The sequence below is a fragment of the Nocardiopsis dassonvillei subsp. dassonvillei DSM 43111 genome, assembly GCF_000092985.1.
Classification (GTDB): Bacteria; Actinomycetota; Actinomycetes; order Streptosporangiales; family Streptosporangiaceae; genus Nocardiopsis; species Nocardiopsis dassonvillei.
Map to the genome: position 1 here is coordinate 662,725 of NC_014210.1, position 22,902 is coordinate 685,626.

Annotated in this window: 17 protein-coding genes; 9 read left to right on the plus strand and 8 right to left on the minus strand. The window is 73.9% G+C overall.

The window, feature by feature from the left end; genetic code table 11:
• Positions 1 to 25: 25 nt before the first annotated feature.
• The gene (locus NDAS_RS02715; RefSeq protein WP_041552266.1) at positions 26 to 901 is read right to left on the minus strand and encodes a hypothetical protein; all 876 of its coding nucleotides are present in this window, start codon (positions 899 to 901) and stop codon (positions 26 to 28) included.
• A gap of 87 nt (positions 902 to 988) precedes the next feature.
• Positions 989 to 2,089, minus strand: coding sequence for a pilus assembly protein TadG-related protein (locus NDAS_RS02720; protein ID WP_013151594.1), 1,101 nt, complete (start codon positions 2,087 to 2,089; stop codon positions 989 to 991).
• Positions 2,090 to 2,511: 422 nt separating this feature from the next.
• Between NDAS_RS02720 and NDAS_RS27595 the strand changes: the two genes are divergently transcribed.
• A complete protein-coding gene (locus tag NDAS_RS27595; protein ID WP_013151595.1) occupies positions 2,512 to 3,483 on the plus strand; it encodes a hypothetical protein in 972 nt (323 codons plus the stop codon).
• 13 nt (positions 3,484 to 3,496) lie between these two features.
• On the opposite strand, the gene NDAS_RS02735 is transcribed toward NDAS_RS27595, so the two are convergent.
• The 3 genes from NDAS_RS02735 to NDAS_RS02745 all read right to left on the minus strand — a co-directional run bounded on the left by NDAS_RS02735 (position 3,497) and on the right by NDAS_RS02745 (position 11,364).
• Complete coding sequence (locus NDAS_RS02735) at positions 3,497 to 5,923, minus strand: glycosyltransferase family 4 protein (RefSeq protein WP_013151596.1); 2,427 nt, start codon at positions 5,921 to 5,923, stop codon at positions 3,497 to 3,499.
• A 160-nt stretch (positions 5,924 to 6,083) separates the two neighbouring features.
• On the minus strand, positions 6,084 to 8,870 hold the full coding sequence (locus tag NDAS_RS02740; RefSeq protein ID WP_013151597.1) for a fibronectin type III domain-containing protein: 2,787 nt from the start codon (positions 8,868 to 8,870) through the stop codon (positions 6,084 to 6,086).
• Positions 8,871 to 9,336: 466 nt separating this feature from the next.
• Positions 9,337 to 11,364, minus strand: coding sequence for an acyltransferase family protein (locus NDAS_RS02745; RefSeq protein WP_013151598.1), 2,028 nt, complete (start codon positions 11,362 to 11,364; stop codon positions 9,337 to 9,339).
• Between the two features lie 588 nt (positions 11,365 to 11,952).
• On the opposite strand from NDAS_RS02745, the gene NDAS_RS02750 reads away from it, so the two are divergent.
• A complete protein-coding gene (locus tag NDAS_RS02750; RefSeq protein WP_013151599.1) occupies positions 11,953 to 13,080 on the plus strand; it encodes a hypothetical protein in 1,128 nt (375 codons plus the stop codon).
• 144 nt (positions 13,081 to 13,224) lie between these two features.
• Here NDAS_RS02750 and NDAS_RS02755 read toward each other — a convergent pair whose 3' ends face one another.
• Positions 13,225 to 14,601 carry a choice-of-anchor A family protein gene (locus NDAS_RS02755; protein WP_013151600.1) on the minus strand — a complete coding sequence of 459 codons (1,377 nt, stop codon included), beginning with the start codon at positions 14,599 to 14,601 and terminating at the stop codon, positions 13,225 to 13,227.
• A gap of 348 nt (positions 14,602 to 14,949) precedes the next feature.
• Positions 14,950 to 15,699: a TetR/AcrR family transcriptional regulator gene (locus tag NDAS_RS02760; RefSeq protein WP_013151601.1), complete on the minus strand. Its 750-nt coding sequence runs from the start codon at positions 15,697 to 15,699 to the stop codon at positions 14,950 to 14,952.
• Positions 15,700 to 15,811: 112 nt separating this feature from the next.
• Here NDAS_RS02760 and NDAS_RS02765 point away from each other — a divergent pair, with 112 nt between their 5' ends.
• From NDAS_RS02765 to NDAS_RS02780, 4 genes are all read left to right on the plus strand, one after another.
• Positions 15,812 to 16,549 carry an SDR family oxidoreductase gene (locus NDAS_RS02765; RefSeq protein WP_013151602.1) on the plus strand — a complete coding sequence of 246 codons (738 nt, stop codon included), beginning with the start codon at positions 15,812 to 15,814 and terminating at the stop codon, positions 16,547 to 16,549.
• Between the two features lie 160 nt (positions 16,550 to 16,709).
• A complete protein-coding gene (locus NDAS_RS02770) occupies positions 16,710 to 17,375 on the plus strand; it encodes a DUF6518 family protein (RefSeq protein ID WP_013151603.1) in 666 nt (221 codons plus the stop codon).
• Positions 17,376 to 17,854: 479 nt separating this feature from the next.
• Entirely contained in the window at positions 17,855 to 18,691 is an 837-nt protein-coding gene (locus NDAS_RS02775) for a hypothetical protein (protein WP_013151604.1), read from the plus strand.
• A gap of 116 nt (positions 18,692 to 18,807) precedes the next feature.
• Entirely contained in the window at positions 18,808 to 19,077 is a 270-nt protein-coding gene (locus tag NDAS_RS02780; protein ID WP_013151605.1) for a hypothetical protein, read from the plus strand.
• Positions 19,078 to 19,171: 94 nt separating this feature from the next.
• On the opposite strand, the gene NDAS_RS02785 is transcribed toward NDAS_RS02780, so the two are convergent.
• Complete coding sequence (locus NDAS_RS02785; RefSeq protein ID WP_013151606.1) at positions 19,172 to 20,128, minus strand: D-2-hydroxyacid dehydrogenase; 957 nt, start codon at positions 20,126 to 20,128, stop codon at positions 19,172 to 19,174.
• 80 nt (positions 20,129 to 20,208) lie between these two features.
• Between NDAS_RS02785 and NDAS_RS02790 the strand changes: the two genes are divergently transcribed.
• From NDAS_RS02790 to NDAS_RS02800, 3 genes are all read left to right on the plus strand, one after another.
• Positions 20,209 to 20,970, plus strand: coding sequence for a FadR/GntR family transcriptional regulator (locus NDAS_RS02790; RefSeq protein ID WP_013151607.1), 762 nt, complete (start codon positions 20,209 to 20,211; stop codon positions 20,968 to 20,970).
• Between the two features lie 106 nt (positions 20,971 to 21,076).
• Positions 21,077 to 21,904 carry a hydroxypyruvate isomerase family protein gene (locus NDAS_RS02795; protein ID WP_013151608.1) on the plus strand — a complete coding sequence of 276 codons (828 nt, stop codon included), beginning with the start codon at positions 21,077 to 21,079 and terminating at the stop codon, positions 21,902 to 21,904.
• Positions 21,901 to 22,896, plus strand: a complete 996-nt coding sequence (locus tag NDAS_RS02800; protein WP_255418203.1) for a 2-hydroxy-3-oxopropionate reductase — start codon at positions 21,901 to 21,903, stop codon at positions 22,894 to 22,896. Before NDAS_RS02795 ends, NDAS_RS02800 begins: the two co-directional genes overlap by 4 nt.
• The last annotated feature ends 6 nt before the right edge of the window (positions 22,897 to 22,902 follow it).

Below are 22,902 nucleotides of genomic sequence, written 5' to 3' on the forward strand. Positions count from 1 at the left end.
CGGGGGAACCGGCCCCGGAGACCCTCTAGGGCCGCCGGGGTGTGAAGAGCTGGGGCGGCTCCCTCTCGTAGGCGCGCACGCGGTCGCGGATGAGCTCCAGGTGCTCGGGAGGGCACGACCAGCCCTGGCGGACGAGCATGTGCAGGATGCGGCGCAGCAGCCGTCCCGGACGCAACTGGAGGTCGTACACGCTCGCCGAGACCACCTCCCAGTCCTGCGCCCGCATCGCCGCGTACCGGACCCGGTCGCTCGCCCCGGCCACCGTCGAGGAGTGGAACTCCAGGCTGTCGTACTCCAGCGCCACCCGTTGGCCGGGCCAGCCGAGGTCGGCGTGGAACACGCCCTCGTCGGTGGGGACCGGGCACCGCGGGACGGGAGGAGGCAGGAGCGCCTCCAGGACCAGCACACGCGTCCACGACTCGGCGGGCGACTGGCTCAGCGCGGAGGAGTAGCGCAGGGCGGTGCGCAGCTGCCTCAGCTGCCGCTGGGACCGGGCCCGCTGGGCGGCACGGAGCAGGTCGCCCTCGGCGACCAGCCCCCGGGAGAGGAAGGCGTCGAGGCGGGCCGTGGCCATGAAGACCGAGGGCGCGCGGGCGGCGACGTCGACGGCCGCGCGCACCGCGCTGGTGACGCGCACGCCCTCCACCACGTCGCGGTCCGCGGCGGGCACGTGCTCCCGGTGGGCGACCACCGGCATGCCGCTGGTGCGTACGCCCCGGGGGACCGCCACGTGCGGGCGGGTGCGTGTGGCGCGGGTGCCCGCCGGGTGCAGGTCCACGCCCCAGACGTAGGAGGCGGTGATGTCGCAGACCACCGCGTCGGGGGAGATCGGACCGACGATCGGCGCGAGCGTGCGCAGGAGGAGGGAACGGTCGGGAAGGGTGTGCTCACGGACTGTCATACCCTCCAGGTTCGGGGGCGGGCACCGCCCCGGCAAGCCCCTTCCGCCGCCTGTGGACAACTCCCGGGACCCCCGCGCGGGGTCCGGTCACTGCATCAAACCGACGCCCGCCGCCAGGTGGATGTGGTCGATGTGGTTCTGGGTGTTGCTGCCCCTGTCGTCCATGGCGCGGCTCACGCTCGCCCAGGGGCCCACCGGGTCCGGGTTCCCGCCGGTCGCGTTCCAGATGCGCTGCTCGTAGATGATGCCCTTGACCCCGAGCTGGTGGGAGTTCTGGATCACCCAGTCGATCACGGTGATGGCGTTGGCGTGCATCTGCGGGGTGGGGACGCCGCCCAGTTCCGCCATCATGTAGTCCACCGCCTCGCCGCTGTCGTGGTCGCTGCCAGGTTCGTTGCGCCGGCCGCCCGCGGAGAGGAAGAAGCCCGGGAACTCCTGCTGGAGGCGCTGGTGCGCCGCGCACATGATGGGGTGCAGTGACCCCAGCGAGTCGCAGTCCACGGCGGGCCCGCCCCCTCCGACGAAGTTGGGGTTGAAGCTGTAACGGCCCTCCTGGTCGACCAGGTGCACGTCGATCAGCCGTTTGGCGGAGGCGAGGTCGTCGACGGTGCCGCCGTCGCAGACCAGCTCGCCCCCGTCGCGCCCGCACTGATGGGGGATGCGGACGATGGCGATGGCCGAGGCGTTGCCGACCACGGTGTTGGTCTCCTCCTCGCTGCCGTCGCAGACCACGTCGTTCCAGTGCCGGGACCCGTCCTCCTCCAGTTCGCGCTGGCACACGGCGCCGCGCACCTCCACCCGCACGATGTTCCCGCTGCGTCCCATGACGTTGTCGCTGGCGCGGATGTCGGTGAGGACCGCCCCGTTGCTGCGCGCGTACTCCTCGGCGCGCGCCTCGGCGGCCTCCTCGTCGAACCAGGGCATGGGGTACGCGCCGTCGACGATGTCCTGCGCTGCCCGGTCCTGGAGGGCGCCCACCGCCGCCAGCGCGGCGGCGTCGGCCGCGGTCTGGGTCCGCGAGCGCTGGTCGTTGGCGGCGCCCACCCGTACGAACAGCAGGGTCAGCGAGAGCAGGGCCAGGGTGAGCCCGAACAGGAGCAGGACGTTGGCCTGTCCGTCGTCGCCTCTGCCCGGGGCGCGCCGCCGGGACGGAGGGGCGGTGTGGGGGAGGATCCGTCGCAGTCCCATGCCTTTTCCATCAGGGGAGGGGGTGCTCCCGGGAGGAGGGGAGCGGAGGAAGGGGGGAGGGCCGATCCGCGTCGCGCGTGGTGAGCACGCGAACACGCCCGGACAACGTCCCGACCAGCGCAGCTTATCCGGGCATGTCGGGAAGCGGTAGGGCCTGTGGACGACCGCGGCCGCTTGCGGGACCGGTGTGACGGGTGTTCGCCCTGTTGGGACGCGAGATGGCGGAGCGGCGACCGGGGGCCCACGCGCAACGGGTCCCGGGGCCGCGCGACTTCGTAGGAATTGTCCGGCGGTTTTCTGGCGAGTGTGGGGCCCATGACGGGTTCCGCACAGGGAGGATGGACCCTGTCCGACGCGTGTCGAGTCGTGGTGCGTGGTCGGATTCGCACCCATTCCACCGCAGAAGAAGCGAAGGCGAGGACATGAGCGCCCGTAAAGCGATGACCCCCGTCGAACAGGACGAGCTCCTCCGCAGGATCGGGACGGACCTGCTCCGGGCGGCCCCCGACGACTGGGTCAAGCTCCGGCTCGTGTACTCCGGACTGGGCGCCTGCGAGACGGCCCTCTTCGAGGTGATGTTCGAGGGCGGGCGCAGCAGCGGCTGGGTTCCTCCGCTGTCCACCCTGGAGCGGCTGCGGGAGATCCGCACGGGGATGTACGCCGAGGGGACGGGTACCTGGTACACCGCCTACTACGAGATCGACCGGCCCGCGAGCTACCGCGTCCGCTACGACTACGAGAACGAGCCGCACTTCGACGAACCGCGGGAGGACGCCAGCTACCTGCTCGACCTGGAGCACTTCCCCCGCGACGACGAGCACGTCCCCGCCTGGCTGCGGGACCGGCTGGAGGGAGACCGCGTACCCGAGACGCAGGACGGCGGGTCTCCCTGGAGCCTGCTCATCGCCTCGCGTCCCGAGTCGCGGGCACGGATGTCCCCGGGGGACATGACCCCCGAGGAGATGATGGACACCGTCCAGGAGATCGTGGACCGCACCCTCGACGCCGTCCACGGCCCCTGGACGGAGGTGGTCGTCGACTACCGGGGCCTGTTCGGGATCTCCTCGTCACGGGTGAGCGTGCGCAGACCCGACGGCGGCACGGAGTGGGACCTGCTCCTCCCCGAGGTCGGACGGCTGCTGGACCGGCTGCGCACCGGCATGTACCAGCCGGGCAAGGGCACGTGGTTCACCGCCCGCTTCACGGTGCAGGAGTCGCGGGAGATCGGGGCGCACTTCGACCACGACGCCCCGCCCGAGTTCGACGTCGAACCCGACCCCCGCAACTTCCACCAGGACATCCAGCACTTCCCCCGCGGCGCCGACCACCTGCCCGACTGGCTGCTGGACCGGCTCAGCCTGGCCCAGCGCATGATCCGCACCGGGCAGGCCTGAGGGCGTTCCCCGGTCAGGGCATCCGTCGCCGGACGGCCTCCCACGCGTGGACGTCGGCGACGGTGACCTGGAGGTCACCGGACCCCAGGGGCGTCACGGTCGCCGAGCGCACGTACGGGCCGCGGCTCCAGCGGCGCGAGGTGCTGTCCGGGACCGCCGTGGCGCCCAGGCGCCCCAGAGCCCCCGGCTGCCCCGCCAGCAGCCGCAGCCGCCACGTGGCCCGGATCGCGCCGGAGCCGCCGTACCCCGACCCCGTCAGCAGCGGCAGGGAGCCCACCAGACGGCCGCCGGAGGCGGAGCCGCCCTCGACCCGCAGCGGGAAGCGCCGGCCCACGTCGGTGCCGCGCACCACCTCCACGGCGTACTCCGCGCCCTCCGGGAGCGGGGAGGCCAGACGCACCTCGAACCGCAGGCGACCCGCGCCACGCCCCGCGGGGCTCGCCCGCACGAGGTCCACCTCCAGGGTGGGAGCCAGCGGCGACGCCACGAGCCCCAGCCGGTCGTTGACCGTGTAGTAGGGGCGCACCCGCGAACCGAACCCCTCGCCCCGCTCCACCTTCTGGTCCGGGTACCGGATGATCTTCTGGTAGCCCGCCACACCGGACAGGTGACGCCCCACGGTGCACTCGGTCCCGTCGGAGAGCACCAGGCGCAGCTCCCACTTCTCCGATTCGCCGTACCGGCCGTGCACCACGACCTCGGGGTCCACCACCGCCGTGAAACGGCCGTCACCGGCCACCGGCGCGGAGAACTCCCGCAGGGCCCCGGGAGACGTGCGCAGCCGCACCGCCAGGCGCGCGTGGGCGTCGGGCGCGTCGCGGCCCAGCACCCGGCCCTGCACGGTGATCAGCCCGTCGGCCGACTCCACGTGCTCCACCTCGGCGTGGTGCGCCGAGCGCCGCACGTGCAGCACCAGGCGGCCCTTCGCTGAACGGGAGGGCAGCACCAGGGACAGGCGCCCGACCCGTTCCGGGTCCAACGGGAAGCCGTGCTGGCGGATCTCCACGTCGTGGACCGGGGTCTCCCGGTCGCCGTCGAGCCGCAGCACCTCCCACGTGCGCGCGGCCAGCCGACCGCGCGCGGCGTCCACCACCACGTCGCCGCCGTCCGGCTCCAGCTCCACCCGCTTGCCCTCCAGGGTCAGCACCACCCGGTCGGGCGGGTCGGTGAACGACAGCACCGCGGCCCCGTCCCCGTCCACGCGCACCCGGCAGGCGGCGGCCGGTTCGGGGCGCGGCGCGGGCACCGACACCGGCGGCGGAGGCAGCTCGTGGCCGGAGAGGTCGGAGAACAGCTCCTCGTGCATCAGCATGACGTTGGCCGGGTCGAAGCGCTCGGACCCGGTCAGCGCGGCGGACGACATCCGCCGGCGCAGCTCGTCGTCGGCCATCAGCTGGGCCAGCCCGTCGGCGATCCCCGGGGCGGACCGGTTGGGCACCAGCAGCCCGTCCTCGCGGTCGCGGATGATCGACGCCGGGCCGTGCGGGCAGTCGGTGCTCACCACCGGCAGCCCCGAGCGCATGGCCTCCACGATCGTCATCCCGAACGGCTCCTCACTGGAGGTCACCGCCGCGAACGAACCCTGGGCCCAGGCCTCCTCCACGCGCGGGTGCGCGCCCATCAGCCACACGCGGTCCTGGAGCCCGAGCGAGTTGACCAGCCGGGCCAGCGCCGCACGCCGGTTGCCGCGCCCGTAGATCCGCAGCGTCCACTCGGGGAAGTCCTCGCTGACCATGGAGAAGGCCTGCACCAGGAGGTCGTGCCGCTTGCTGGGGGCCAGCCGCCCGGCGGACACGATCGTGCGGCTGTTGTGCCCGTTGGCGGTGAACGCGGGCGCGGGCACCGAGTTCGGGATGGACAGCACCCGCACCCGCGGCATCGGCATCCGCTCCCGGTACGTGCGCGCGTCGGCCTCGGTCACCGTCACGAAGGCGTCCAGATGGGGGTAGGTCTCCTCCATCACCCGGCGCAGCGGCTCGGAGTGCTGGTCGTAGGTCAGGTGCTCCTGGCCTATCTTGACCACCCGGCTCGGAGCGGCCCGGGCGATCACCACGTTCAGCCCAGGCCGGGTGCCCACCACCACGTCGGCGTCGGTGGTGGCCAGGTACTCCTCCAGCCGGTCGTCGGTCAGACGGCTGTGTGTGGGACCGCGCGCGTCCTCCGGCGGGAAGAGCAGCGGCGGTACACCGGCCCGTTCCGATCCCTCGTACAGCGGGCGGCCGTCCGTCCCCGTGCCCTGGTCGCCGTCGTACCCGCGCACGTCCACGAGCGGACGCAGGCGCACCTGCGCGGGTACGGGCAGAACGGGCTCGGCGCGGTGCCGGAACACCGAGACGATCTCGACCTCGTGCCGGGCGGACAGCGCCGCCGCCTGGTTGGCGACGGTGCGCACGGTTCCGCCGATGCCGTACATGTCGTTGATCAGATAGGCGATCTTCACCGAACCCCCGTGTGGTCAGTGCCGACCCGTGCCCCCACGAGACGGCAGCGATGCCCGTCTTCCACACCAGAGCCCCCGCAGAGGCGGCGTGGGAACGTCCAGGGTACGAACGCTCCGCAGAGAGAAATGCCCCTTATGTCTGATAAGACCCTGGTATTTACTAAGTGCCGAGGGCACCGTCCCCCACCCCGGTGGCCGCCGGTGCCGGGGACTCCGCGGCGGGGGAGAGCCTGGCGTGCCTTCCGACACTGCGGATGCGCTCACCGGGCCCCTCGGCGGGGGCGGGAGCACGGTCCCCCGCGGTACCTCCGGGCGCCGCGGAACCGCTGGAGGGCGCGTGCGGTGTGCGGGCGTCCTGGCCGGGAACGGTCCGGGTCCGCCCCGGGGGCCGCTCAACGGGGGCCAGGATCCGGACCCCCTCTCCCCCCTCGTCCGCGAAGCCTCCGCGTCGGGCACCCGTGCCGTGGTCGGCGTCCCGGCTCCGGGCGGGGCTCCCCTCGCCCGGACCCAGGACGCGGATGCCCTCGGTCCCCCCGTGCCCGTCCTCCTCGGAGGGCGCTGTGCTCGGGTGGCCCGCGGCGTGGAACGCCCCCTCAGAGGAGCGGATCCCGCCCTCCTCCGAGGGCACTGTGTTCGGCTGGTCCGTTACGTGGGACGCGCCCTCACGGGGGCTGGCCCCTGTCTCCTCGGATGGCATGGTGCGCGGGTGGCCCGTGTCGCGGAACGCGCCCTCACGGGGACGGGCCCTGCCCCCCTCGGGCGCCGCGGCGCCGGCGCGCGGCGCGTGCGGGGCGCGGGCGTCCTGGACGGGGGCGGTGCGGGTGTGGCCCGTGCTTCTCTCCCCGGGCCCGAGTACGCGCACGCCCTCCCTCTCCTCGCCGGGCGTCCCCCCGCGCCCGGGGTCCGCGTGGCCGTTCGCCGACCCCGGGGGCGGCCCCGAGGCACGGCCCGCGCCCGCGCGAACACCCGTTCCGCTGCTCCTGTCGGCTTCCCTGCCCTCAGAGGACCCCTCGTCGTCGGCCACCGGGGTCTGGGCCACCTCACGGCCGTAGGACTCCAGGTCGTCGGGGCCGAGCACCGTGCCCAGAGGCCACTCGGGCGGCTCCTCCCCGACCCGCAGCACGACCCTCCCCCGGGAGGGCCGTGTCCACGAGGCCCGGAAGTCCGCGCCGCCGTCCGGCACCACGGACAGGTCCCGCACCGCTTCCGGGCACGGACCCGGGCTGGCCCGGCGCACGAGCCCCGCCGACCCCCGCGCGTGCCCGTTCGAGGTCACGTAGACCGCGCGGATCCGGTAGTGGTACTCCACGTCCATCTCGACGTCGGTGTCGCAGAACCCCGACCCGTCCGTCTCCACGCGCACGCCGTCGCCCGCGCCGCGCGGCGGCGCCCCCACACCGCGCAGCACCTCCACGCGCACCGCCTCCGCCGGGGCCTGCCAGGAGCCGGACACCGACCGCTCCCCGGCGCGCACCCGCAGCGAGGAGACCTCCGGCGCGATCATCACCGGCGCGGACGACGCCTCCTCCGACACCCCGAGGCCGTCGCGCACCGCCACCACCGCGTAGCGCGCCTCAGCTCCCACGGGTGCTCCGGTGTCGGTGACCTCGTTTCCCGACGACTCGCCCACCAGCGCCTCGCGGGCGCTCCCGTCCCGTCCGGTGCGCCGCGTCACCCGGTAGGTGACCGACTCGTCCGGAGCGGGGCCGGGCTGCCAGGAGACCACCACGTTCCGGCCGTCGACCCGGGCCTCCACACCGCGCGGCGGCGGCGTCGCCACCTCGCCGAGCCGGGCGGCGAGCGCCTCGTCGTCGGCCGCGGCGTCCGCCGCCGCGGCCAGGGCCCGGGCGGCCTCCTCCCGGTCGCCCGCGCGCAGCGCCCGCTCCGCCTGCGCGGTCAGCTCCTCCACCTGCTGCATCCGCGCGCGCAGGCGCTCGTGCAGGTCGTGGTCCTCGGGCAGGTCCTCGGCGGCCTCCTGCGCCTGGCGCAGCCGGTTGTCCGCGAGCAGGTCGTGCACGTCGCGCTCCGCCCGTGCGGGCGCGTCGGCGCCGGAGGCGGACCGCCGCACGGCCGCGGACAGCAGCAGCGCCTCCTCCTCGGCCAGCCCCCGGCTGACCCAGTGCCGGGCCAGCCCGGACTCGTTCAGGGACTCCGGGCGCTCCCGCAGGTCGCCGACGATCTCCCCCAGCACGAGGGCGTCGGCCCGGTCGCCCTCGGCGCGCAGGATCTCCAGCACGTTCTCGGCCGCCGCCCTGCCCTCGGACTCCGGTTCCAGCCGTACGCGCTGGACCGCCTCGTCGAGGGCGGCCTTGTCCAGGGCGGTGCCGTCGTGGAGCCGGAAGCCGTCCAGCACGGTGAACCCCTCGGCCAGGCGCTGCTCCCCGAAGACCTCCATGGGGGAGAAGGGCACGCCCCGGGCGCGCAGGTGTCCGCGCAGGGCGCGCAGGGTGTCCTCGGACGGGGCGTCGTCCAGTTCGGGAAGCCGGTCCACGACGCGCACGTCGTGTTCGAGCAGGACGCGCTCGGCGTCGGCCTCGGTGACGCCCACCGGCGCGATCATCGACCGGAGGGTGTCGCGGTCCAGGAGGGAGGTGGTCAGACCCCCGGCGATCTCGGACCACGCGCTCAGGACCCGTCGGGCCTCGTCGGCGCGGACCTGCCGGAAGTGGGCGTGCGTGAGCGCGCCCTCGCCCTCCAGCCGCTCGTGCTCGGCGATGAGCTCGTCCAGCACCTCCCCCAGGGAGCGGCGGCTGCTCCGGAGCGCGCGCCAGTGGGCGCACACCTCGTTGACGTGCTCGGTGAACGCGGCCGGATCGGCGCACAGCCGCAGCTCCAGGCGGGGTTCGACACCGTAGCGCGTGAACAGGTCCGCGGGCAGCCCGTGGGCGCGCGCGGCCACCAGCACCTCGTCCTCGTAGCGTGTGCGTTCCTGTGCGTCCCAGGGCATCGTGCGATCCCGCTCCCCTCGTGTGGTCGTGGTCGTACGGTCCGGTGAGGGGGGTGGGCGGCGGGCCCCGGAGGCGGTGCCGGTCAGTTCACGCGGCTCCTCTGGGGCCGGAGGCGGTGATCGCTACCGCCCCGCCGGTCCCGGTCGCTTCGTGTCCCTGCATCGGCTCCGCCTTTCACGGCCGGGGATTTCCCGTGTTCTCCCTGTGCGGCCGTTTCGGGTCACGAGCATACCCCTCATGCGTGCGTTGACGGGGAGAACACGGGCCTTTTGGTTTCGCGCGTGTCCGTGGGTGTTCTCCGTGCGCGCAGAACCGGCTTGAACTGCTCATACTGCGACATCGGCCAAGAAAAACACCCCTTTTCTCGTTTCATGAGAAAAGGGGTATTTCATGCGGGGAAAGGCGCCATCGCGGGATATTCCGCGCCGCTTCGCGCTTTTTCCGCGCTGCCCGCGCGGGGCGCGCTCAGGACTCCAGCGCCTCGTCCATTCTCGCGGCCAGGTCATCGGTGAGCAGGTCGATGTAGGTGCTGGTGATGTGCCCGGAGTCGCGGTAGACCATCACGTTGCCGATCACCGCCGGGCACCCGCCGTCCACGCAGAACCGGTCGGTGAGGTCGACCCAGTGCACCTCGCCCCCGGACTCGCGGGCCGCGATCTCCTGCGGGTCGGCGTCCTGGAGCGCGTCCCGCTCGGACCGCTCGCACGGTGAGGGGTCCTCCAGGTTGGCCGCCACGCACTCCACCACGTCCCGGCGGGCGCGCGGGGTGTCGCGCAGCGCCACGACCTCGCCGCTGACCCGCGCCACCTCCTCCCACAGACGACCCATGCCCTCGGCCACCACGACCAGGTCCTCCTCCGGGGTGGTCTCCTCGGCGGGGTCGCTGGCGGTGGAGGAGCTGGTGAACACCAGGTCCGGCCGCAGCTCCTCCAGTTCGCCGATCACCGCGCGGTTCCAGTCGCTGCACGCCGTGTACGGGCCGCCGTCGGGGCCCTTCATCACCGTGTCGGTGAAGGCGCACGAGGACTTGGTGTACAGGTGCAGCCGCCAGCCCCGCTCCTCGGCCATCCCCTCCAGCGCGGTGACCCACTGGGCGCTGTGCGAGTCCCCGAGCACGGCCACGTCCTGGGTGGCGTCCTCGGGGCCGTACACGCACGGGTCGGAGGGGTCGGTCTCGGAGTGCGAGGCCTGGCAGTCGTCGTCGTACAGCGTGGGCACGTCGTCCTCCGCGTTGACGGGGGAGGGGTAGAGCGGCCCCGCGTCGGCGGTCTGGCCGAGGGCGGCGGGACCGGTGTGCACCGCCGGGTCGAAGGTCACCGACCGCTCCTGGTCGGCCCGCACGTACACCGCGCCGCTCACCGCGGCCACCGTCACCACGCCCGCCGTGGCCACGGCCAGGGCGGAGCGGCCGCGGCGGACCAGGCCACGGTCGCGCACGGGGTCCTCCACCCACACCTTGGTCGCCCACGCCAGCAGCACGGCCGCGGCCGCGACCGCCAGGGCCTCCACCGCGCCCAGGCTCTCCCGCCCCAGCAGCACCAGGGCGAAGACGATCAGCGGCCAGTGCCACAGGTACAGCGAGTACGACACGTCGCCGATCCACCGGGCGGGCGCGGTGCTCAGCAGCCGGGACGCCGACAGCCTCACGGGGGAGTCCTCGGCGGCGATCACCGCCGCGCTGCCCAGGACCGGCAGGACCGCCGCCCAGCCGGGGAAGGGCGTGGCGTCGTCATAGGCCACCGCGGAACCGGCGATGGCGACCAGGCCGAGCCAGCCCAGGGGCGCGCGCCAGCGCTGGGGCAGGCCGCCGTGCGCCAGCCCGATCGCGAGCAGGCCGCCGACGGCCAGTTCCCAGGCGCGGGTCGTCGGCAGGAAGTACGCCGAGGCCGCCTCCCGCGAGGTCAGCAGCACCGAGCAGGCCAGGGACAGCACCAGCACCGCGCCCAGCAGGACGGTGAGGGTCCCGGCGGAGGCCCGCCAGCGTCGCCGGGCCAGGGACCACACCACGAACAGGAGCGGCCACACCAGGTAGAACTGCTCCTCCACCGACAGCGACCAGAAGTGCTGGACGGGGCTGGGCGGGTCGTCCGCGGCCAGGTAGTCCACCGCCTGCCGGGCCAGGTAGAGGTTCTCCACGTAGGCGGCCGACGCCACCAGCTGCCAGGCGGTGTCCACCAGGCGGGTGACGGGCAGCAGGAAGAGCGCGACCGCGCCGGTGACCAGGAGCACGGTCGTCGCGGCGGGCAGGAGGCGCCGGATGCGGCGCACGTAGAAGCCGCCGATCGACACCTTGCCGTGCTCGGTGGCCTCGCGGTACAGCAGCGACGTGATGAGGAAGCCGGAGATCACGAAGAACACGTCGACGCCGACGTAACCGCCCGGTAGCAGGGCGGGGTTGAGGTGGTAGACGAGGACCAGGAGGACGGCGACGGCGCGCAGACCCTGGACCTCGGGCCGGAAACGGCGTCCGGTCCGGGCGGGTGCTGAGAACATGGGCTGGCTCCGAGAGCGGGCTCGGCGACGAGGGTGGGTCCGGGGGGTGAGTCGCGGGGGATGATCGCATTCTGTGCCGTTTCGAAGACCCGAGGCGACCCCGGAGCCGACACGGTGGCAGGTGTTCGTCCAACAGGGGTGCGGGCGACACGTTCCCTTGGTCGGGTGTTCGCCTGGCGGGTTCGGGAACCGTCGGCGGGGCGGTGGTTTTCCGGGGGCTCGCGGGGCCCTGGTCTCCGGTGGTGTGAGCGCCTCGTAGGCGTGCCGGGAGGGTGCGTCGGGGGGCTCACACGGGGTGTCGTGGCCCGTGGTTTCCGCTGGTGCGGCGCGTCCCGCCGGGGTGCCGGGGAACGCTCGCAAGGGCGGGGCTCACGGGACGCGTGGGACGCGTGGGAACGTGCGGCTCGGGGCCCGGATCACGGGGCCCGTCCGGTGGATGTGACGTGCTCGTAAGGCGTGTGCACCGGTTCGTGACGCGTCCGCTCCGGATCTGGGGCAGACTGTCGGATGTCGCCGGAAGGGATCGCGCCGGTTCGCCCAGGACCGTGCCGCGCCGCGGAGCCCCGTTCTCCCGAGCGGGTCCGTCCGGTGCGACCGCGCCGCGAGAGGAGGCACACCGTCACCCCCGTCACCCCCCTGACCCGCGCGCACCTCGTGGCGGCCGCCACGGTCGTGGTCGTGGTGCCCTGTGTCCTGTACCCCCTGATCGGCCTGTGGACCCTGCTGTGGATCCCGGCCGTGCTGGTGCTGGGCGCCCTCGTCCCCCACCTCGGTGACGCCGCGGCCGCCGTGGCGGCTCCGGACGCCGCCGACGCCTCTTCCGCTTCCGCGCAGGCCCACGGCGGACAGGACGGAACGCTCCGCGCCTTCGGTGAACGCGGCGGCACCCGGATCCGCCCGGTCGCGCTGCCCAGCGCCGCGCGGGACTACGACCTGGTGTTCTCCGCCGTGGTCCACTGGCGGTGGGAGGGCCACGTGGACCTGAGCCTGCGCAACCCGGTCGCCCCCGCCGTCCTGGCGGTGGTGACCCGCGCGTCCGGGCTGACCCGCGGCGTCCGACCCGGCGACCACGGGACGGCCGAGTGCGAGCTGGCCGCCCGGCTCGCGGTGGAGACGGCGGTCACCGGAGCCGGGGTCGTGGTGTGGGCGGAGGAGGTGAGCCTGCGCCTGCCGGAGGAGGACGCCGAACGGCTGTGCCGCATGGCCGCCCTCCGCAAGGACCGCGAGCTGCGCGAGGCCGTCCGCGACGCCGAGGAGGAGCTGGAGGACCTCCCGCCCTCCCGGGTCGGCCAGGCGCCTCCCCCGCATCTGACCGCCTCGCCCTCCCCGCGCCCGAAGGTCCCCTCGGCGCCGGCCGTGGACGGGGGCCTCGACGCCTTCGGCGGTCCCGACCCGCTGGACGACCCGCTCGACCTCGGTGGGGACGACGGGCCCGAGCCGTCCCCGGGCCCGGGCAGCGACGTCGACGAAGAAGGGTACGAGAGCTACTGGTGGCCCGCCGAGGAAGGCCCCGAGTCGGCTGAACGCGACGTGCAGGTGGCCATCCTGCGCGGGCTGGCCGACTCCTTCGAGGACGCCGGGGAACGCGCGAAGTTCGTCCATGAACAGGTGATCGTCCTGGAGCGGGGCGGTTTCAGCGAGCTGGCGCTGCGCATCCGCGAGGAGTACCCCGAGCCGGACGGGCGGGAGGCGCCGGACACCGAGGAGCCCCGGTGAACGCCGGGGGCCCCGATCACCCGGATCGGAGCCCCCGTGCGGGACTCTGGCGGACGGTGCCGACCGCCGCCGAGGCTCCCGCCGCCGGCGTCCCGGTCACCGGACCTGCGGCCGGTCCCGTGCCGCCTTTCCCGCGGCCCTCCCTCAGACGGAGGACCCGGACTTCCTGCGCCTGGTGAACACGAAGGCCGCCACACCGGCCCCGATCGCCACCACCGCCGCGCCGACCAGCCCCCACAGGCTCGCGCCGGTCACGGCCAGACCGCCGTCCGATCCGGCCGCCTGCTCGGGTGAGGGGGACGCGGAGGGCTCCGCGCCGGGCGTCTCCTCCGCGACGGGAGCCTCGGTCGGCTGCTCCTCCTCGGGGGCCCCGGGCTCCTCACCGTCGGGAGTCGGCTCGGGTTCTCCCGGCTCCTCGGGGGTCTCGCCCCCGCCGGGCCCGCACGGAGTCAGCTCCGCGGAGAAGTCGCCGTTGTGCAGCTCACCGTTGCCGACGACGCCCGCCGACAGGGAGCCGTGCTCGAAGGAGGCGGCCACGACGTTGCCCTCGATGTTGCTCGGCGACAGCCAGCTCACCTTCGCGTCGGGGGCGAAGACGGTGCCCTCCAGGGTCCGGCTGTCGGGGGTGAAGGTGACGGAGGCGGCCTCCCCGAAGTTGAACAGCACGTAGCGGGCCTCCTCCAGCCCGATCCCGGCCATGTTGGGGGTGCGCCACTCGAACCGTCCGCCCACGCCCGAGGTGTCGACGTTGACCAGGAGCGGCGCGTCCGGTCCGGGCTTGTCCTCGAAGGTGATGACCTCCAGGGCGGCCAGGTCCTCGGCGGCGACGTTCCACACGTTCTGGGCGCCTTGGGCCAGCGGCAGGGTGACGTTGGCGCCCTGCTCGAAGGGCGGCAGGGCCTCGGAACCCTCGCCCGTCCGCAGCGGGACGACCCCGCCCTCGCACGCGGCGAGTCCGGCCGAGCGCTCGCGGTAGGCGGGGAACAGCCCGGCGACGTCGAGGGCCGGGCCGGTGACGGACTCCTGCGGCTGGCGGACGGTGAGCGAGACCCGCGGTGTGCTCTCACGGCCCTCGGGGCCGGCGACCACGGTGTTGACCTGGGCGCCGTTGTGGTCCGTCGTGCTGATGTCGGCGTCCGCTGCCGCGCCGACCTTGACGTACCCGCTCTGGAGCACCTTGAGGTCGCCCTCGCTGGCGCCGAAGTCCACCCGGCCGTTCACCAGGAGGGCGGTGGGGTGCTCGTCCCCCTCGGCGGTGTGGGAACCGGCTGTGTGGGCGGCCACGTTGTAGTCGCCGAACACGAGGTCGCCGCCGACCGCGACGGCTCCCTCGGACTCGTTGCCCGCCAGGACCGCGTCGCCTTCGGTGACCACGAGGAAGCCCTGGTTGCCGGACACGGGGTTGACGGCGGTCTCCGCCAGCGCGGGGGCGGCGGGCAGCAGCCCGAAGGCCAGGAGGGCGGAGGTGGAGGCGCAGACCCCTCTCAGGAGCAGTGAGGGGGTCTGGGGACTTCTCGGCATCTCGGATGTTCCGTTCCGGAGTCTTCGTACGGGTGGGGAATGCGGACTGGTGGGGAAGGGGCGGACGAGCGGGGCGCGGGAGAACGGGGAAGCGTTCCTCCGGGGTGCGCCGGACGGGGACGACAGCGGTCGTCCCGGCCGTGGACCCCGTCGAGCCCTCCGCTCCCGGGCGGGAGCCGGGAACGCGTCCCGTGGTCACGGAACGTGTTGGGAGCGCTCCCGGGCCTGGCACGCACGGTGTCCTCTCCTTCCACGCGCGACACGTGCCGCCGGTTGCCATGCCGTCGCCGTTGTTCCGCTTCCGTGTCCTGCGCGGTGCCGCCGCCGTCGGCTGGGGGACCGGGCGGGTCAGAGGTCACGGGACCCCGGTTCCGCGTCGGCCAGGCGGGTGAGGAGTTCGCCCAGCAGGATGCGCTCGCCGTGGCTGAACTCCGCCCGCGACCGGTCCAGGACCGAGCGCAGGGCGATCGCCCGCCGCGCGGGTTCGCGGTCCCGGTCGGCTCCGGGGCCGGTACCGGCCGCCACACCGGTGTCGGCGCCGGGAGCGGACGTGATCGCCGTGAGGACCGCCTCGCGCGTCCTGACGGACAGCGACAGGTCGGGCCGGTCGGAGCCCGCCCTGATCAGGCTGAGGGTGACGCCCATGCCCGCGGCGTGCACCATGTCCGCCGCCTGTTCGACACCGACCACGAGCCGGCCGGCCTCCGCGACCCGGTGCACCAGCGTGAGCAGGACGCGCCGGGCCTCCCGTGCGGTCTCACCGCTCCCGCCCGGCGCGGGGTCGCCGTACATCAGCAGGTAGTGGGCCGGGTTCTCCACACCGAACCCGACGTGCAGGTCCCAGCCGCCCCGCAGGTCCTCCACCGGGTCGGACGAGGCGGGCTGGGCCGCCTTGCGCGCCAGGTAACGGGTGAAACCGTCCGCGGCCACGGCGTTGAGCAGGCCGTCCATGTCCCCGAACAGGCGGTAGATCGTCGGGGGCTGCACCTCGGCCGCGGTGCTGACGGCTCGCGTGGTGACCGCGGTACGCCCGTGGTTCCTGAGAAGGTCTGCGGCGGCCTCGATGACCTTCTGCCGGTTGTCGCTGCGAGAAGCCATGTATCGATGATAACGGGATTCTGGTATCACCTTTGTGTTATCGTCGATCAAGAACTAGTGTTATCGGCGTTATCAAAGGTGGGCGGAAGGCCGCCCCGACGGGAGGACGATCATGAGCAGCACCGAACAGCGTGTGGCGCTGGTGACCGGCGGATCGCGCGGTATCGGACGGGCGGTGGCCGAACGCCTCGCCGCCGACGGCCAGGACGTCGCGATCGTGTACGCGGGCGACACCCCCGCGGCGGAGGCCGCCGTCGCCGCGGTCACCGACGCGGGCGGCGGCGCCGTCGCGATCCGGGCCGACGTCGCCGACGAGGACGCCGTGCGCGCGGCCTTCGACGCGGTCGAGGAGCGGTTCGGCGGCGTGGACGTCGTGGTCAACTCCGCCGGGATCATGCTCCTGGACACCGTGGCCGATTTCGATCTGGCCGACCTCGACCGCATGCACCGGACCAACATCCGTGGCACCTTCGTGGTCAACCAGCAGGCGGCCAGGAGGGTCCGCCGGGGCGGGGCGATCGTCAACGTCTCCACCTCGGTCGGCAAGCTCGCCCTGCCGACCTACGCGGCCTACGCCGCCTCCAAGGGCGCCGTGGACGCGATCAGCCCGGTACTGGCCAAGGAGCTGCGGGGCCGGGACGTGACGGTGAACGCCGTCGCCCCCGGGCCCACCGCCACGGACCTGTTCCTGGCGGACAAGAGCGAGGAGCAGGTGGAGCGGCTGGCCGGGATGAACCCCTTCGGGCACCTCGGCGCCCCCGAGGACATCGCCGAGGTGGTCTCCTTCCTCGCCGGGCCCGGCCGCTGGGTCAACGGCCAGATCCTCTACGCCAACGGCGGCATGGTCTGAGCCCGACGAGGAGTCCGAAGACCGGTGGGGGAGCGGGACCGGGTGTCGCCCGTTGGCGGACCTCCCAGCGGTGAACCGGGGGAGCGGAGCACGGCGTTAACCCGGTGAGGACAGGCAGCCCCGCGTGTGGCGAGCACGCGACGACGGAACGGAAGAGACCATGGCCGCAGACACGGAGAAGCCCGCGACCGCGACCGCACCCGCCTCCCCGAGCGCCCTGCTGACCCCTCTGGGCGCGGCCGTCGGCGCGGGGCTCCTCACGGGGTTCCTGACCTCCTACGCGCAGGGACTGCTCCCCCACGGCCTGGCCCCGCTGGCGAACTCGGCCGGGAGCTGGAGCCTGGTCGCCTTCCTTCTCGGCATGCTCTCCCCGCGCCCCTGGGTCTCGGCGATCGCGTGCGCGCTGTCGCTGGCGGCGATGGTCCTCGGCTACGACATCGCTTCCGTCCTGCGCGGATTCTCCGCCTCGCCAGGGGGGACGTTCTTCTGGCTGACTGCCGCCGCCCTGGTGGGGCCGGTCCTCGGCTGGGGCGGTAACGCGCTGCGCACGCGGTCCCGCCTCGCCCCGCTGGCTGCGGGCGCCATGAGCGGCGTGCTCGTCGGCGAGGGGGTGTACGGACTCCTCTACATCGCGGACACCACGTCCCCGGTCTACTGGTCCTGCTCCATCGCCGCGGGCGCCGCGTTCCTCGGATGGGCCGCGGTCCGGCGCTGCCCCGCCCCGCGCCCGCGCTCCCTCGGGCTCGCCGCGGGGACCGCGGCCGTGGTGGCTACGGCCTTCGTCCTGGTCTACTCCGGCGAACTGATCCTGTGGTTCACCGGCTGACGTCCCCGCGCTTCCACGCAAAACCCGCATCTTCCACGCAGACCCAGCCTCTTCCGCGCAGACCCAGCCTCTTCCACGTGAACTCCACGCCTTCCCCGCGGCCCCACCGCTTTCCACGCCGAACCCACGCCTTCCGCGCCCGGACGGCCCCGCGCCCGGACCGGCCGGTGCCCGCCCGGCAGCTGGTCAGGTGGGGGCGCCTCCCGCCCGGGCCCGCCGACGTACCGGTTCCGGCAGCGGGGCGGGCGGCGGAGGCGGGGCGGATGCCTGCTCGGGATGGCTCGAAGGTGCCCTGAGCAGGGAGAACCGTTTTGGAAGGGCGGCCGGGGGTACATGGGGCGAACATGCACGCATAACTCTCAAACGGCAATAAATCGGACGGGCGGTCGGGTGTCCGCGACACGGCCGACGGCGCGGGCCGTCGCCGGGAGGCGGGGACCCCGGGGCGTGTCCGGACCGTTCAGAAGGGTGCGCAGAAGGTGAAACGGAGTACTCAGGACAGCGGAGGAAGCACGGGCCGGTCCGCCAAGGGCGGAGGCGGCAAGGCCCGGGGGGACGTCGCGCCCACCGAATGGGAGGCCGTGGCGGGGCCCGCGCGGGCCAAGCGGCCGGCGGCCGCGCCCAAGGCCCCTGAAGCCGAAGCCGCCGAGCCTCAGGTCCCCGAACCCGAAGCCACCGAGCCCCGGGCCTCCGAGCCGGGCGTCGAGCACACCGGCCGCGTCCCAGGGGCCGGACGCCCGGTCCGCGCCCCCGGGGTCGAGGACCCGGACGTGCTCCTCGACGTCCCGGTGGTCAAGGTCGACGAGATCGGACTGGAGGTCGAGAACCTGCGGGCCTCCGTCTCCCTCCAGGCCGAGGTGCTGGACCTGCTCAAGCTCAAGGTGGGCGCGGACGTCGAACTCGGCCGCGTCAGCCTCACCCTCAAGGGGGTCGAGGCCCAGGCCCTGCTCAAGGTCCAGCTCGACAACGTCCGGGAGATCATCACGCGGGTCCTGCAGACCATCGACACCAACCCGCAGATCCTGGAGCACGTGACCCGGGGGGTGGAGTCCTCGCTCGACCAGGTGGCGGGCGGTGCGGGGCAGGCCGTGGGAGCCCTGGGCCGGGGCGCGGGCGGCGCGGTGGAAGACGTGGGCCGGGGAGCCGGGAGCGCCGTGGAGGGTGTGGCCCGCGGAGCCGGGAACGCGGTGGAGGGTGTGGCCCGGGGCGCCGGGGAGGCCGCGCGGGGCGTCGGCCGGGGCGCGGGGAAGGCCGTGGAGGACGTCGGGGACGTCGCGGAGGTCGTGGAGGACTCCGACGACACGGCGGAGAAGTAGGGCGGTGGAGAAACCGGGCGCCGGGGGAGCCGAGCGCCGGGGGCCGTGGCCGCCGTGCCCGGGGCGGCCTGGAGCGGCCTGGGGCGCACCATTCGGAGATCGGGAGGTGGGAGGCCGTGGACGACCGGACCGGGCCCGAGTACGACGTGGAGATCAGCGCCTCGGTGTCCGCGGACGAACTGACCTTCGGAGAGGTGCCGGAGGTCAGGTCCCGGACCCGGGGGGAACCGGACCACGAGGGCACCTCCGGCAGCGAACGCTCGGGGCTTCCCCACGGCGTCCGCTCCGGGGTGGTGTACACGGACATCCGCGTCGACTACCGGCTCGCGAGCCGCCTCAGGCCGCCCGGGGAGGCGACGCCGGACCCGGACGCCGAGCGGGAGTGACCGCCTCGCTGGACCGCCGCGGGAGGCCGGGGGCCCGGTGTGCCCGTGCCGGTGTGTCTCTGCGGGTGCGAGCCGGGACCGGGCGCCGACCGGGTCAGTACCCGGCGGACTTGTCGACCACGTTCACCAGCGGTCGGCCCCGCGCGTGGCGCTCCAGGTTCTCGACGAACACGTCCACGCCCCGGCGCCGCGTCGCGGCGGTCGTCGCCCCGTTGTGCGGGGTGACGATGACGTTGGGCAGGTCCCAGAAGGGACTGTCCGGCGGCAGCGGCTCCCGGCCGTGGGCGTCGAGCCCGGCTCCGGCGATCCATCCCTCGGTGAGGGCCCGCAGCAGTGCCCCGTCCGCCACGATCCCGCCGCGTGAGACCACGACGACGTACGCCGTGTCCTTCATCGCCCTCAGCTCCGCCTCGCCGAGGAGGTGCTCGGTGGCGGGCGTGTCCGGGGCCGTGACCACCACGAAGTCGGACTCGGCCAGCATGCGGTGCAGGTCCTCGGGAGGGTGGACGGCGTCCACACCTGGGGAGGGCAGGTCGGTGCGGCGCCGCACCCCCACCACCCGCATGTGGAAGGCCCGTGCCTTGGCCGCCAGGTCGAGCCCGCAGTTCCCCAGGCCGATGATCCCGCAGGTGAGGCCGTTGAGCTCACCGTGCTGGAAGCGTTCCCAACGGCGCTCGGACTGGGCCCTGGCCCACCGGGGGGCGTCCCTGTTCAGCATCAGCATGAGCATCATGGCGTGCTCGGCCAGCGGGACCGCGCCGTTGCCCGCCGAGGAGGTCAGGACCGCGGGGTGCGCGTCCAGCCCGGCCGCGAGGTCGTTGTTCACCCCCGCCGCCCAGCTGTGCACCCAGCGCACGGCGGGAGCGAGGGCCAACTGCTCGCCGCTGAGGGTTCCGGCGATGACCGTCGCCGTCCCCAGGAGGTCGGTGCGGTCACCGAGCCCGTCCACGAAGTCCACCGGGACGCCCGCGGCGGCCGTGCGGATCCGCTCCCTCTCGTCGGGCTCGAAGCGCCCGCTCACGAGTACTCGCCCGCGCTCGGGCACGAACATCACGTCCTTCGTACGCTCTGGTAATTTGTGGCTCGTATTGGTCCGACCGGTCAGGTGAGTATAGGGAAGGTGTGTGCCGGATGCCACAGGAGGGCCGTTCCGTCTTCCGCGCCGTCGAGCACGCCAAGGTCTACTCCTCGGTGGTCGACCAGATCCTCGCCGGGGTGCGTTCGGGGACCTTCCCGCCCGGGACGCCGCTGCCCGCGGAGCGCGTGCTGGCCGAGAGGTTCGAGGTCGGCCGCGGCTCGGTCCGCGAGGCGATCCGGGTCCTGGAGCACGCCGGGGTGCTCGACGTCCGCGTGGGCAGCGGGACCTATGTGGTCGGCGACGGGGGGTCGGAGGAGAACGCCCTCCGGGCCCGGGCCGCGGTCGCCGGAGAGCACAGCCCGCTCGACCTGATCGTGGCCAGGGCCGCCCTCGAACCCGTGTGCGCCGAGCACGCGGCCACCGCGAGGACCTCCAACGACCTGCGGGTACTCGAAGACCTGGTGCTCAAGCAGGAGCGCGTGCTCGAAGAGGGCGCGGACCCCTCGGCGGTGGACGCCGACTTCCACCTGGCGGTGGCGGCGGCCTCGCACAACAGCGTGCTCTTCGCCCTGGAGCGGACCCTGGTCGACCTCATGCGCGAACCCATGTGGAGCGAGCTCAAGGGCCGCTCCCGCGGCCGCCGGGACCAAGCGCGTCACTACCTCGAACACCACCGGCAGGTCCTCGGCGCCATCGAGCGGCGCGACCACCGCCGGGCGCGGCAGCTGATGGCCGTCCACATGAGCGAGATCGAGACGGGACTGCTGACCGAGCTGGGCTCCGCGCGGGACCGGACGGACGGGCCGGGCCGCTGACCCGTTGACACGGGACGCGGTACCCGTTTAGCTTCACCATCGGTCAGGTGGTCGGACCAATTGTCAGAGGTCCGTCCGGTTTCCCACCGTGGTGAAGGAGAGAACCGTGGGCACACCCCGCTACGCCGTGAACTGTTCGATCATGATGAAGGACCGGCCGCCCGAGGAGAGGCTGGCGGCGGTCCGGGAAGCCGGGTTCGAGGCGGTGGAGTTCTGGTGGCCCTTCGCGGAGCCCGTCCCCGCCGAGGCCGAGGTCGAGTCCTTCGTCGACACGGTCCGCGCCTCGGGCCTGCGCCTGGTCGGGCTCAACCTCTTCGCCGGTGACATGCCGGGCGGCGACAGGGGCGTGGTCTCCTGGCCGGATCGCGCCGAGGAGCTGCGGGCCAACGCGGCGGTGGTCCGCCGGATCGGGGAGGCGCTGGGCTGCCGGTCCTTCAACGCCCTGTACGGCAACCGCCGCTCGGACGTGTCCGACGCCGAACAGGACGCCGCGGCCGTGCGCGTCCTGGGCGAGGTGGCGGGCACCCTGGCCGAGATCGGCGGCACGGTGCTGATCGAGCCGGTCAGCGGCGCCCCGTCCTACCCGCTGCTCACGGCGGACGACGCCGTGGCGGTGATCGAGCGGGTCGAGCGCGAGACGGGCGCGGACAACCTCGGCCTGCTGTTCGACGTGTACCACCTGGCCGTCAACGGCGACGACGTCCCGGCCGCGCTCGCCCGGCACCGGGGGCGCGTCGGGCACGTCCAGGTGGCGGACGCGCCCGGCCGGGGCGCCCCCGGGACGGGTGGCCTCCCGCTGCGCGACTGGGTGAGGGACCTGGCCGGGGGCGGGTACGACGGCTGGACAGCGCTGGAGCACGCGGGCGACGGACCCCACCCCTTCGGCTGGACGCGCTCGTCGGACCTGCCGGGCCTGCCCGGCGAGGCGGCGTGATCCGGCCGCGACGGCCGTTGCGACCCGCAGAGCACACCCCGGCGGGCCGTCCGGCCCGCCGGACCGACACCGAATCGACCAAGGAGTCCGCAGTGAGCGTGCGAACGATCGCCTTCATCGGCCTGGGCGTCATGGGCGCCCCCATGGCGACCAACCTCGTCCGTGCCGGGTTCGACGTGGTGGGGTACAACCGCAGCGCCGCGAAGACGGAGCCGCTGGTGAGAGCGGGGGGCCGCGCCGCCTCCTCGGTGGCCGACGCCGTCGGCGGGGCCGACGCCGTCATCACGATGCTGCCCGACTCCCCGGACGTGGAGTCCGTGGTCCTGGGCGGGGGCGGCGCCCTGGAGCACATGCGCCGCGGCGCGCTGCTCATCGACATGAGCACGATCCGCCCCGACACGGCCCGCGCCGTGGCCGAGGCCGGGGAGGCCGCGGGGGTCGCGGTCCTGGACGCGCCCGTGAGCGGGGGTGAGCAGGGGGCGGTCGAGGCCAAGCTCTCGATCATGGTCGGAGGCGAGGAGCGGGCCTTCGCCCTCGCGAAGCCGGTGCTGGACGCGCTCGGCACGACGGTCGTCCACGTCGGTCCGGCCGGAGCCGGGCAGACCGTCAAGGCCGCCAACCAGCTGATCGTCGCCGGGACGATCGAGCTCGTCTCCGAGGCGCTGGTCTTCCTCCAGGCCCACGGCGTCGACCGCGACAGCGCCGTACGCGTGCTCTCCGGTGGGCTGGCCGGCAGCACGGTGCTCGACCGCAAGGCCGCGTCCATGCTCGCGCGCGAGTTCGACCCGGGGTTCAGGGTGGACCTGCACCACAAGGACCTCGGGATCGTGACGGCCGCCGCCCGCGAGGCCGGGGTGGCCCTGCCCCTGGGAGCGCTCACGGCGACCCTGATGGGATCGTTGCGCGCCCAGGGCCACGGGTCCCTCGACCACTCGGCGCTGCTGTTGCAGGTGGAGCGGCTGTCGGGGCGTGACGCGGACGCGCGGGACTGATCGGGG